General features: G+C 36.0%; 11 protein-coding genes and 1 pseudogene. 7 read left to right on the forward strand and 5 right to left on the reverse strand.

Annotated elements, in window-relative coordinates; all coding sequences use genetic code 11:
* Positions 1–92: 92 nt before the first annotated feature.
* The 5 genes and pseudogenes from F6K18_RS00335 to F6K18_RS36300 form a co-directional block, all read right to left on the reverse strand.
* Positions 93–1694: an MBL fold metallo-hydrolase gene (locus F6K18_RS00335; RefSeq protein ID WP_287517574.1), complete on the reverse strand. Its 1602-nt coding sequence runs from the start codon at positions 1692–1694 to the stop codon at positions 93–95.
* Between the two features lie 226 nt (positions 1695–1920).
* Positions 1921–2343 (reverse strand): hypothetical protein, encoded by a 423-nt coding sequence (locus tag F6K18_RS00340; protein WP_287517576.1) that lies wholly within the window; start codon positions 2341–2343, stop codon positions 1921–1923.
* Between the two features lie 85 nt (positions 2344–2428).
* Positions 2429–2641 carry a hypothetical protein gene (locus tag F6K18_RS00345; protein ID WP_287517578.1) on the reverse strand — a complete coding sequence of 71 codons (213 nt, stop codon included), beginning with the start codon at positions 2639–2641 and terminating at the stop codon, positions 2429–2431.
* 235 nt (positions 2642–2876) lie between these two features.
* Positions 2877–3044 carry a hypothetical protein gene (locus F6K18_RS00350; protein WP_287517579.1) on the reverse strand — a complete coding sequence of 56 codons (168 nt, stop codon included), beginning with the start codon at positions 3042–3044 and terminating at the stop codon, positions 2877–2879.
* 3 nt (positions 3045–3047) lie between these two features.
* A pseudogene (locus tag F6K18_RS36300) lies at positions 3048–3134 on the reverse strand (hypothetical protein); the annotation flags it as partial.
* Between the two features lie 328 nt (positions 3135–3462).
* On the opposite strand from F6K18_RS36300, the gene F6K18_RS00355 reads away from it, so the two are divergent.
* The 7 genes from F6K18_RS00355 (at position 3463) to F6K18_RS00385 (ending at position 10839) form a co-directional block, all read left to right on the forward strand.
* The gene (locus F6K18_RS00355; protein WP_287517580.1) at positions 3463–4332 is read left to right on the forward strand and encodes a phycobilisome linker polypeptide; all 870 of its coding nucleotides are present in this window, start codon (positions 3463–3465) and stop codon (positions 4330–4332) included.
* A 271-nt stretch (positions 4333–4603) separates the two neighbouring features.
* Complete coding sequence (locus F6K18_RS00360; protein WP_287517582.1) at positions 4604–5365, forward strand: phycobilisome rod-core linker polypeptide; 762 nt, start codon at positions 4604–4606, stop codon at positions 5363–5365.
* Between the two features lie 214 nt (positions 5366–5579).
* Positions 5580–6122 (forward strand): phycobiliprotein lyase, encoded by a 543-nt coding sequence (locus F6K18_RS00365; protein WP_287517584.1) that lies wholly within the window; start codon positions 5580–5582, stop codon positions 6120–6122.
* Positions 6123–6859: 737 nt separating this feature from the next.
* Positions 6860–7018, forward strand: a complete 159-nt coding sequence (locus tag F6K18_RS00370; RefSeq protein WP_287517586.1) for a hypothetical protein — start codon at positions 6860–6862, stop codon at positions 7016–7018.
* 179 nt (positions 7019–7197) lie between these two features.
* A complete protein-coding gene (locus tag F6K18_RS00375) occupies positions 7198–7818 on the forward strand; it encodes a chromophore lyase CpcT/CpeT (RefSeq protein WP_287517588.1) in 621 nt (206 codons plus the stop codon).
* A 44-nt stretch (positions 7819–7862) separates the two neighbouring features.
* The gene (locus F6K18_RS00380) at positions 7863–8168 is read left to right on the forward strand and encodes a CpeR family transcriptional regulator (RefSeq protein ID WP_287517591.1); all 306 of its coding nucleotides are present in this window, start codon (positions 7863–7865) and stop codon (positions 8166–8168) included.
* Positions 8169–9213: 1045 nt separating this feature from the next.
* On the forward strand, positions 9214–10839 hold the full coding sequence (locus tag F6K18_RS00385; protein WP_287517593.1) for a ribbon-helix-helix protein, CopG family: 1626 nt from the start codon (positions 9214–9216) through the stop codon (positions 10837–10839).
* Positions 10840–12420 lie beyond the last annotated feature (1581 nt).

Consider the following 12420-nt stretch of genomic DNA (forward strand, 5'->3'; position numbering starts at 1 on the left):
TGATATTAATATGTCTTTAACTGGTTTCTGGTCGTTAAATGCAAAGGTATTTTTATATAATGTAGCTTGATCAATTAATCATTTTATTCTATTTATTCAGTAGAAGGAAAATGAAGGGACTTAAACATAGGACAGTAGCCATCAGATGTTACCCTAAATCCATATAGAGCTGAAGTAGGATTTGAGCAATGTTGTCCTCGATAATATAAACAATTACCGCAACAATCTAACTCAGGAGAAATAAAGCGATCGCCAGTCTGATAAAGAAGTTGTCGTTGAGAAATCCCTCTCATAACCAACTCTTCTCCTTGCCAACGGACTTCAACAATACCTGTATCAGCAAAAATTGGCCAACGACTATCATTTGTAATGCTCTGAGGTAAAGAAACTATTACCTCTGTGTCCAACTCAGTTAATTCTCCCTCATAATTAGTTTCAGGTAATGTAGGTACTATAAATGTATCACCAATTGGTAACTCTACCAAAGCACCATTATCTGGAGAGTGGAGTTGATAACGGTTGCGTAACTCTTCAAGATTAGTCAGGTCAGCTATATAACTAGGACTGCCATGAACAAAAACTATATGTTGAGGACGTAAGTTGTGAATTAACTGTGTGGTTCCCAGTCCATCACAATGATCGGTGAGAAGATATGTTTCAGTATGAACAAAATTTAACTCTTGTGAAATTTTTCCTGGTGTTTCAGGTGCTAACACAACAAAAGAATTATCTTGATTATTTATATATTGACTCAAATCAGTATCCCGATCCGCAATGAGAATATAAGGTTTTTCTCCAGAAGGAAATTTTCCTGGTAACTGCCTCAGCACGCGGGGTCTTACCTTTTCGTCCCAAAATAAAGATTGATGTTGAGCAAAATTTTTAACTGCTGGAGGAAATTGGGGTAATAGTTGTAAATAAAGGTCACAAACTTGGGCAACTTGTTCCTCAACCCAAATATCCAGATTGCGACCTGTGAAATAGTGATGACTGCGCAGAAGCATTAACAATTCTTGTCCTAATCCTAAAGCAGGGGTAGGCAAAATAACCGACATTCCAGAAGTAATAGCTTGATATATTCTTTCTGCAAGGTGATTTTCTAACTGTCGTCGATGTGGATAACGAGCTGTACCATAACTACCTTCAATTATTAAAACATCTGGTTTTAGTCCTCGTAAATCTCCTAAAGGTAAACCTTCAACTAAACGACTATTGGATAGAAATAAATCTCCTGTGTATAAAAGCTTATAGGTTCGATGGTCTTCAGCAGTATAAGTTAGAAGAAAAGCTGTTGCTCCAGGTAAATGACCAGCAGGAAAAAGCTCTACAGTTAGACCACTACAAAGTTTTATTGGTGAGTGCCAAGGCAAAGGTTGACAGAAGTCAGGGATTTCAGAAACAGTAAATTTTGACCAATTGAGAGGTAAAAGTTTAGTTGTTGCTTCACTAGCGTATATTGGTAACTGTGGAAAAGCTTGATGAAGTGCAAGTAGTCCTTGAGCATGGTCTGAATGTGCGTGAGTACATAGAACTATATCTGCTGGCAATAGTTGTTTATTTTCATTAGTACTAGTTAATAATGAAATATCTGCAATACCACAGTCTAATAAAATCCGGTGTGGACCTATTCGGACCAGCAGACATATTCCATCATCTCCATGACCTACGCTATAAGCTAAACATTCTAAATTCATGACAAGGTTAACTGCTTACATTCAGGAATATTTTGATGATCAAGAATTTGAAAATTTGGCGATCTTGAGCTGCAAGACTTATTAGTAGAGTACTTCATCATAAAAAATAGGTTAAGTGGGAAACCACCGTCTTTTAAGCGGTGGATGGAAACGACTCGACGGGTTTTAACCCGTAGTCAAAAAAACGTGTTATTATTATTAAATAACTTAAAAAGTAGCCTCAATATCAAAATATTCTCTGATACTGCAATCTATAAACACTATTTCCGATAGGATAAGAAAGTAATTGAGATGTATAATTTGGTTTGCATTCTATCACTCTAGCGTTTCGCTTCGCGACATGAAAAGCTTTTTCGGCTACCTGACCTAGTATTTGAAAGAATTGATTAAATGCAGCATCTAACCAAGATTTATTTAACCCAGACTTGGACGATTGACCATTAGGTAAATACTTTCCATTTTCACCTTGTTTGGTTTTATTTATGCGAGTTAATCCTACTAGATTTAACTTTTCTATGAAAAATACTTTTTTACCTGTCCAAGTTAATTTATAAGTTGTTTTATACTGGAAATATTGACGACTTCTAGCTATTTTTTGATGGATTTTGCCTTCGCGTTTTGCGTGCTTTGCGTCTGGCTTTACTGACATTTTTACGTTTGTTCTTGCGTTGGGATACTTTGGTTAGTTTATCTTGATTTCTTCTTAAAGGTTTGAGAGAAGGAAATAAATTACCTTATGAAGTGGCTAAATAAATATCTTTGTCTAACACAGCATCTAAACCTATAGAGTTTTCCCAAGTCGGTTGAATATTGTCAGTTTTCAACTCAGGGATTGATTTATCCTCTAAACTTAAATTTATCAACCAGCCATCAGTTTTTTTGGTTAGTGAAACTTGTTTAATTTGGGCTAGTTCAGGTATTGTTCTATGGGTTCTGACCTTAATCAAACCTATTTTAGGGATTAAAATATATAACCATTTACCATTGATTGATGAAAATTTTAACCAAGAATCATTAGAACTCTTGAAAGTTCAATGAATGATATCTATATTTACTTTTAAACCTAGTTTTACCGCTTCTTTTGCTATTACTATCACCTGCTACAAATCTAGAAAATGTTGTTTCTACTCTTTTACAGACATCCTGCAAAACTGTTGAGTAAAGTTGGGAAAAATCCAGATATTAACTACTATGCTTGACTTTTACTGTAGCCTTTTTCAGTTCTGGTAATTGCTTCTTCTGGTTGTAATAATTTGGTTTGTCTTTTAATTCAGGTAAATGAGAAATCAGAGGATAAGCATTGATAGGACATCTGTTTTGCTCCCACCAGTTAAAACGTTCTCCTAACATTCTGTTGTACCAATAACGACAAACCCGAAGCCAGTTGTTTAGTGTTAAGTTCTGGCACGTTTGCTGGATATATACGATATTGGTATGTATATTTCATTGCTAATAGTTAAAAAGTTTTGATATATTTCTCCTGAACAATTTTTGAGCTTAATTATTATTGCTAGCTTAACTTGAATGAGAAGAAATCTAGTATATATTTCTGTAGATTTACAAAAGTTGATAATTCTTTATAATTAAGAGCTTGCTAGCAGTGTATATTCCAAAAAAGTAGAAAACTTAAAGAAATAAGCTCATAAATTTATACAATCTAAGTTCCTGGTTCAGGAATAGATTGTAGCAATGAGCCAAAATTTTTCAGTTTTGTAACTAAAAAATACATTTTTTCAGTAAACCAGATTTTACCTAGGAGATAGTTCAAATGGTTTTTGGACCAGCATCTCAATTAGGGGTTGGCCTTTTTGAAGAGACAGAACCCGTGGAACTGTTACCCGGAAGCTCATCAGAAGAAAAAGAAACTGTGATTCGAGCTGTCTATAAGCAAGTTCTGGGCAATGCCTACGTCATGGAGAGTGAAAGACTCTCTGTACCTGAGTCCCAACTCAAAGAAGGCGAAATTACTGTCCGTGAATTTGTACGTCAAGTTGGACGCTCTGACTTGTATCGTTCTCGGTTCTTTGAAAGTTGCCCCCGCTATCGTGCAATTGAATTAAACTTCAAGCACTTTTTAGGTCGAGCTCCCAATGGTTACGATGATATGAAGTTTCATAGCAATATCCTTGATGAAGGAAGTTTTGAAGCTGATATTGATTCCTACATTGATAGTGAGGAGTATGATAGTGCTTATGGGGAAAATATAGTTCCTTATTATCGAGGCTATAAAACCCAAACAGGCAAAAAAATGGTTGGTTTTACTCATATGTTCCAACTATTACGAGGTGCTTCCAGCAGCGATTTAAAAGGAAGTTTGTCTGGAAAAAGCCCTGCTTTGAATAAATATGTGATTCAAGAAACACCTTTGGCAGTGGTTCCTCCTTCTGGTGGTTCAGATGGTTGGTCATTCCAAGATACACCTTTAGGTGCTAGAAGTAGACATGGAGTAGGAGCTAGTTCTAGTGGTAAAGTTTACCGCGTTGAAGTAACAGCTTACCGCTCAAAAGTAGTAAATCGTGTTTCCAGATTCCGCCGTAGTAATCAAGTATTTTTGGTGCCTTTCGATCAACTTTCTAAAGAGTACCAAAGGATTCATCAACAGGGTGGTGTAATTTCTAGTATTACTCCTGTTAGCTAGGGCGAAAAATTAGAAAATTGTTTGCTCTTTTCCATGAATAGCTTAGTTGCTAAATTCCTAATAACTAAAAGTTAAATTAACACAATTAAGTTGTGATAATTTAGCAATATTAAGGATAAATAAAGGGTAAAATTTTTCAAGAATTTTGCAGTAATTCATGGTTGATGGCTATGATGTTTGTACTTGTTTAACTAATGGCTATTAACCATGAAAACTGCAGTCATCATCAATAGAAAAAAATCAAATTTTTTTAATTAATTAGGAGTGAAAAATGTCACTTTGGGTAGACACAAAAGAGCCAATAGAACTACGTTCTAATGCTACAGAAGATGAAATACAAGCAGTGATTAGAGCTGTTTATAAGCAAGTTTTGGGAAATATCCATGTAATGGAGAGTCAACGTCTAACTAGCGCCGAATCATTTTTCCGAAATGGAGAAATTTCTGTCCGTCAATTCGTGAATATGGTTGCTAAATCAGACCTATATTTCTCCTTGTTTTTTGAATCATCTTCTCCTTATGGATTCATAGAACTAAACTTTAAGCATATATTAGGTCGTGCTCCCCAAGACCAGGCAGAAATTTCTGAACACATTCGTATATATAACGAGCAAGGATACGAAGCAGAAATTGATTCTTATACAAACAGCTACGAGTATATTCAAAACTTTGGGGAAAACATTGTTCCATATCCACAAGGTACTAGCACTGTAGTTGGCATGAAAAATGTCACCTTTAATCGGACATTTGCTCTAGAAAGAGGATATGCTACAAGTGACAGAAACAAATCTTCCCAATTGACTTTAGATTTAGCTGCTAATATGGGTACGAAAATTACAGAACCTGTATCTGTAAGTGGACCTTATAGCAATACAGTCAAACGTTTCCAAATCTCAGTTACTAAAACTGGTATTGGTCCTACTGTAAAGCGGAGTCAAACAACTTATACAGTATCTTACGAGCAGCTAACTGCAAAAATCAACAGCATTCAGAAAACAGGTGGTCAAATCCTGAAAATTACTGAAGTTGGTTAACAAGCTATTAGCTATCAGCTAAAATCGGCGGGTTCGGCGTCCCCCACGCTTATTTGAAAAAGCGCGTGGTGTCGGTGTTCTGGGGGATTGAATCTCCCATCATACACCTTGAGAGCTGACCGCTGACCTCTGAGAGCTGACTGCTGACTGCTATTTTAAGAGGGGCCTGTTTTCAACAAACAGGTTCCCGATTAAGTATTATTCGAGATAGATAATGGATGTTGTAGAATTTGTTGAACGCTCTATTGGACACTGGCGATCGCAACGTAGTGGCCATAATTTAGCATTTAGTCATTTTGAGGAAGTCCGGTCCACAATAGATATTGTTTCTTTACCAAAAATGGCTCCAGAAGTCATAGAATTGTGTAAGTCTAGTGAAGTAGATATTGCTAAAGCTGTTTCTCCTTTTAAGATGAGTTGGCAAGGGGAGTCTGACTGGGATGATGATGAAGTTATTGAAGGTAGTTGTGTATTAGTGCCAATACCTGATGTAGATAATCTCAAAAAAGGAAAATTATTACGTTCCCAAGGTTATGCAGAAACTATTGCTGCGGTGGGAGAGTATCAGATTACTGAAGATGGTACTTTTGTTCTACATACAGAGTATGACCGTGCTGCTGCTGAAGAAAAAATTTGGTTTGGTACTCCCAATCTGAGGTTTCGAGTATCCTTGATTAAAACGAGTGATGGTAAAGGTGTATTAACTGCTTCTTTTTCATCAGAAATTCGTTCTTTATCAAAGGAAGAAGAATCATGAGTCTTATCTATTACAGTTAAGTGGGGTTTGCTGAAAAAGTCTTTTTTTTGAGGTAGTTCAATAATTGATAATGGATAATTGATAATTACCTCTCCCTAAAACGGAATTGATTCAATAAAAGGAAAATTTGTCTTTGTTTTTCCACGGTGAGTGAGAGGATTTTTAGCTCAATTATTCGGTAATAGAGAGTAGTAAAGAATCAGGAAAATTTGAGATTTGCCAAAAAGTCATTTGTAATTCAATTTGCCCAGATACTTAATATTTAATATCTATACCAAGATTATACATACTCTAAAAAAATATAATTTTATATCATGTCCGGATAATTAGTGATGAACAAACTTATCCTCTTGCTTACAGCGGTTTTCCTGTACGGTAGACCAAAGTAGGGATTTTCCATGGAACGTCCCTACAAGGTTTGATGTCTGAAGATGTGGTTCATCAATATGAAAAGCACTGTAAACAGTAAATCTTTACTATTTTTCCTACTCCTCTACTTCCCTACTCCCCCGCTCCCCTACTTCCTCCCTTCCCTACTATCTTAATAATAAGTATTCAACTGGAGATGATATTAGTCAGTTATTCAAGATTGGCGATTGAATAAAAAAAAGGGAAGGTAAAAAATGACCGAAAATTTCTGGTCTTAAGCCTCCCCTTGTTAAGGGGATAAAAAGCGGTCTCCAGATGGCGGAGCGCGGATAGCATCTGATAAGAGCAGGTTTCGGAGCCATATCTAATTGACCAAGAGAAAATGGAATACCAAGCGTGATAAGTGTTTGTTACAAATAGTAGAGGTAAGGAAGAAGGAAGAAGGAAGAAGGAAGAAGGAAGAAGAAGGAAGAAGGAGAAAAAAATGGAAAAAAGGCAAAAACAATAGATATAAATATCTAAAATGAACGAAAGCCACTATTTTAAGCATATATGATTGAGAGGCACTTTTTATAGCATTCTTTTTTCACGCTTGGTAGAACTCCGTATTTCAAGCCTCCTGCTTTCCTACTCAATACTGCGCAAACAGATTTGAAGTACTGATAACTGATAACTGATAATTGATAACTGATAACTGATAACTGAAATGACTATTTCCCATATAGAAAATCAGACAAAATCAAAGGATATAATTACTCTAGCTAGTTGGATGGCAGGGTGCTTTAGTAACCAAAAACAAGCTGCTGCCAATCGAGTTCTTTATGCTCATATTTATATTTATTTCCGACCTTTGCCATATCAATTTTTTTCTGGCATAGGTTTCTATTCAGAGCAAGTTTATGACTATGACCTTTGGAGTCCATATCGTCAAGGAGTTCATCAACTTATAGATAAAGGCGACCATATTTACATAGAAAATTATAGTCTCAAAGACTCTATTCTTTATGCAGGTGCAGCAAGAGAACTTGATATTTTACATACTATTACTCCAGAAAATATAGAACGTCGTTATAATTGCTCAATGGTTTTTAAACGAGATGGAGAAAAATTTTTAGGGAGTGTTGAACCGGGAAATAAATGTTTAATTAATAAGAGAGGATGTGAGACTTATTTAGTTAGTGAAGTAGAATTAACTGAGCAAACATGGGAAAGTTTAGATATAGGAAAGGATGTTAATACACACGAACAGGTTTGGGGTTCAAAAGCGGGACGTTTAAAGTTTGAAAAACAAACAAGTTTTGCTGATGAATTACCGATAAAAAATTGAAGGCAACAAATTATCAAAAAGTCTTGAGGGAGGACTAATAGAAAATGTTGCCACCAATAGCAGAAAAAAAAATGCAAAGCTGGATTAGAAGCAGACATTTAATCTGTTCAGGAAATTTTTTCTTGTTTGAGACAGTAGAATATTCTACAGTTGATAGATTTGCAGAATGTGTTGAAACATTGGGCGGGAGTTTGATATCTGTCAAACCTATTAAGAAAATTTGGATTGGTAATCATAGAAAAGTAATTCTTTATCAAGCAAAGGCAAGTCTTCATACACCTCACCACGATTTGAAACAATACTGGATCAAAAACGGCGGTTTTTATACAAGATTTGATGAACGGGGTTAGATTTAATAATTAATAATTAATAATTAATAATTAATAATTAATAATTAGGGCTTGCTTATGGAAAGTCTTTTTGCTCTTTGTAGGGAGTAGGGAGTAGGGAGTAGGGAGTAGGGAGTAGTTAGGACGTAGAAGGAATGGGAATTACAGATTCAGTGGCCATTCACAATAGTCAGAGTGATTTTTCGGCTGCGTGCAGGGCGTGAAAATCCTCACTTTTTTAACCTACGTTTGCTGAAAAGCGATCTACTTTTTCCAGACATAAATTGCCTCAAACCAATATCAGTCAATGCTTTGATATTGAATCAGCAAGCCCTAATTACCTCTCCTGGAAAATAAGGGGATTGACTAATAATGAAAATTTTTTCTGATCTTGGTGGATGGTCGGCCAGGGAGGAGAGTGGCTTTGTCAAGAGTGGGTCCGAGGGCCATCCCTCAACCGCTTGTTTCTCCTTGAAAGGAGAGGCTTTAAACCTTAATTATTCGGTTAGTCACTTCAGTTATCAGTTAGCCTCATAACTCACATTCCGCACTTCAATTTGTAACATGAAAATTAGTATAAAATCCTAGCTTGTTTAAATATTTATACTATATAAATTATCTTCATTTACCTCGATCAGAAGTCAAATTCTTCGTCAAATATTAAGCATAAATACTTACTGAATTGTTGATTCCTATTGACCACTATAATTTTTTTCTTACTGTTGACTTTTGACTTATATTTTATGCTACATTTTGTCGCGCGGAATGTAGGTCATAAGGTCGGAACTGCGGACTTCAGTACCTTCTGTAATAAGGAGGCGACGAAAATACGGAATCTTCTTTTCTCTTGGTCTCATAGATATAGCGTAGGTTTCGGAGTCATCCCATCCTACGGGAAGCTCTGAAGATCGACCGCTTTTTATCCTTTCGTTGACTATCCATAAGCAATTTTTCCTTCTGCTCAGTCTTTTCTGCCTTCTGCCTTCTTTAAGGGAATACCATAATTAATTAAGGAATACCATTAAACGGTATACTAGAAACATTATGGTGGCCAAGGAGATTTATAATGGCAAAAAAACGTAGTGGTGCCACCTCATATTCAGAAAGCAAGGTTAAAGTCGGCGTGTCTCTGACCCCCACTAGCGCTGAGAGGCTCAAGGAGATAGCAACTGGACTTGGTTTATCTAGGTCTGAGTTAATTGAGCGCATTGCTAGAGGGGACCTTGCAATTTTGAGAGAGGCGGCACAGTTCCAAGCAAATCTGGAAAATCAATCGGAGACGGTAGATAATGCTCTGAAGACAAATGAAGTATCTGATGAGAAATTGGATATAGTAACAGTCCCAGAACCATTAGTTGAGTCTGTAGAAACACAAAATCAGTTATCGGAAAGTTATCAAGCTTTACAACAAGAGTTGGCATCTCAGATGACACAGGTTAAACATTTGGAAGAACAAATGAGTGCTATGGTGTCAAGAGAAAGTTATGAAACTTTACAGAAGCAATTAGAAGAAGGTAAAAAAGCGATTGCAGAGTCTCAAGGACAACTTGCTCAACTCAAGCAACTAGAGGAGCAAGTTGCTTTGATGGTATCTCAGGAAAGTTATCACACTCTCCAGCAAGAATCTCAAGGACAAAAAGCTCAACTAAAACAACTAGAAGAGCAAATTGCTTCGATGGTATCTAGGGAAGTATATGATTCTTTGCAAGACAAATCACAGGAGCAGATTGCTCAAGTTGAGCAACTAGAATCTCAGATTGCCTCCATGGTCTCAAAGGAAGTTTATGAGAATCTTCAGCAAGAATCACAAGAGCAAATGGCTCAATTAAAAGAGCAAGTTGCTTTGATGATATCTAGGGAAGTATATGATTCTTTGCAAGACAAATCACAGGAGCAGATTGCTCAACTTGAGCAACTAGAATCTCAGATCACCTCCATGGTCTCAAAGGAAGTTTATGAGAATCTTGAGCAGGAGTCACAGGAGCAAATAGCTCAATTAAAAGAGCAAGTTGCTTTGATGATATCTAGGGAAGTATATGATTCTTTGCAAGACAAATCACAGGAGCAGATTGCTCAAGTTGAGCAACTAGAATCTCAGATTGCCTCCATGGTCTCAAAGGAAGTTTATGAGAATCTTGAGCAAGAGTCACAGGAACAGCAAACTAAACTTCAAAAACTAGAATCTCAGATAGCTTCAATGGTATTGCGGGAAAGTTATGAGACCTTGCAAAACCAGTCAGAAGAACAACAAGATAAGTTGCGAAATCTAGAAGCACAAATTACCACAATGGTTTCTAGAGAAGCTTATGAGACCTTGCAAAATCAGTCAGAAGAACAACAAAATAAGCTGCAAAGTTTTGAAGAACAGACTGATTTAATGGTGTCAAAAGAAAATTATGAAGCTTTGCAGCACCAGTTACAGGAACAACTAAATAAGTTGCAATATCTTGAATCTATAGTTGCTTCAATGGTATCAAAAGAAAATTATGAAGCCTTAGAAAAACAGTCAGAATTGCAAAAAGAAATAATTGCAGATTACCACAATAAACTGACTAAATTGCAACAAGAATTTCACGATCAAGTAGAGACAGTAAAGGTTTCAAGAAAGCAAATTTCTGAGTTACAAACTACATCTATGATTGCAGAAAATCACTTCCTTAATAGATGGCAAAATCGTACTTTTTCTAGATAAAATTCAACAAATTTGATTCTTCTGATAGATTCCTAAATTTGAAATTTTTAGTTGGGAAAATCAAGAACAAATCAGGGATAAGAAGGTAATTATTTATTTCCCAAGCGACAAATACTCTCCGCTAATTGCTAATTAATATAGAGATTAAATATTTAATATTCTATAAGGAAGAGCGGAGAGAACCTAAGTCGCATACATACATAATTTTTGATAACTATCAGGTATAGCAGAAGGAAGAATGTTTTAGTTATTTAGGCGATTAGTTATCTAGGGGAGAAGGAAAAATTTTGCATTTTCTGACTTTTTAAGCTAGCGTTTTTATCTGGGATTTGGAAACTAAGTGCTATGAAAAAGGTCATTTCAGTTATCAGTTATCAGTGATCAGTACCTCTAGCTGTTTGCGCAGCATGACCTAGGAAAGCAAGAGGCTTGAAGTACGGAATTATTTTTTTTTATCTCCTTAAAAGGGGAGGCTTTAGACCACGATTTTTCGGTAATAGTAAAGGAGGATAAACTGTATTAAATAGCAGCAAACACAAGGATATAAGGTAATCAATCAGGGTGGTTTTTGATCAAAAAAACATCAATCAATTTATATTGACATCTCAAATAAAAACACTATATTTGAAATTGAAAAACAAGGTATAGCAGGGAATAGGGAATAGGGAACAGGGAACAGTAGAAAAAGTATTTATCTGTCTTACGGTTTATCATCAACATAAGTCAAACACCAACTCGTTCCTTGCTATATCAAAAAATATATCTGATATTAAATATAGCGCTGTGCGCTGCCATATTTACAAATTACAAGTTACCGAATAATTAACTAATTAATAATTAAATAATTCTGGTTTAAAGCCTCCCCTTTTAAGGGGAAAAAAGCGGTCGAGGGATGGCGAGGTCTCCTTGCTGTCTGACCATCGACCAAGAGAAGAAATAATATTTCCTTATATTCAATCCTCTCGGTTGTAACCAGAGGTAATTATCAATTATCCATTATCAATTATCAATTAATGAAAAGAACTGTCCAATAGCTAAAATCTTATATTATCGGTTTTTTATTTCCCCAGATGAGCTGTTGCCTGCGCACAGCGCTATACCTACAAAATCTTTGGAAAGTACTACAATATAACTAGGACTTGCTGATTAAATCTCAAAATTTTTACTGGCAAATGTTGCAGCCTTTGCAGGTACTAATATCATGTTCGGTTGAATAGTTATGATTAGGATATAGATGGAAGAGATATCTCAAACCCCTGAGATTGCTTCCTTCCACGCTGTTACCGTCGCAATGACTTTATAGTTAGTGTTTATCCGAACATGATATAAGGGAGTAGCAGCTTTTAGGTAATTCCAGTTCAAAAATCTAGGATTTTGGGCATTTAGAGGGGTAGAACAATCTTGGGAAGATTGTTCTGGCTACCTCTTCTATGATGATCATTCCTCCTGGATTCTGGATTCTGGATTCTGGATTCTGGATTCTGGATTCTGGATTCTGGATTCTGGATTCTGGATTCTGGATTCTGGATTCTGGATTCTGGATTCTCCTCTGAAAAAAAGACTTTTTCAGCAAACCCTAAC

Source organism: Okeania sp. SIO2C2 (assembly GCF_010692625.1).
Classification (GTDB): domain Bacteria; phylum Cyanobacteriota; class Cyanobacteriia; order Cyanobacteriales; family Microcoleaceae; genus Okeania; species Okeania hirsuta.

Coding starts and splice junctions, on each gene's coding strand:
- F6K18_RS00380 (WP_287517591.1), top strand. CDS start 7,863: ATGTTGCCACCAATAGCAGAAAAAAAAATGCAAAGCTGGATTAGAAGC.
- F6K18_RS00360 (WP_287517582.1), top strand. CDS start 4,604: ATGTCACTTTGGGTAGACACAAAAGAGCCAATAGAACTACGTTCTAAT.
- F6K18_RS00340 (WP_287517576.1), bottom strand. CDS start 2,343: ATGTCAGTAAAGCCAGACGCAAAGCACGCAAAACGCGAAGGCAAAATC.
- F6K18_RS00365 (WP_287517584.1), top strand. CDS start 5,580: ATGGATGTTGTAGAATTTGTTGAACGCTCTATTGGACACTGGCGATCG.
- F6K18_RS00385 (WP_287517593.1), top strand. CDS start 9,214: ATGGCAAAAAAACGTAGTGGTGCCACCTCATATTCAGAAAGCAAGGTT.
- F6K18_RS00350 (WP_287517579.1), bottom strand. CDS start 3,044: ATGTTAGGAGAACGTTTTAACTGGTGGGAGCAAAACAGATGTCCTATC.
- F6K18_RS00375 (WP_287517588.1), top strand. CDS start 7,198: ATGACTATTTCCCATATAGAAAATCAGACAAAATCAAAGGATATAATT.
- F6K18_RS00355 (WP_287517580.1), top strand. CDS start 3,463: ATGGTTTTTGGACCAGCATCTCAATTAGGGGTTGGCCTTTTTGAAGAG.
- F6K18_RS00335 (WP_287517574.1), bottom strand. CDS start 1,694: ATGAATTTAGAATGTTTAGCTTATAGCGTAGGTCATGGAGATGATGGA.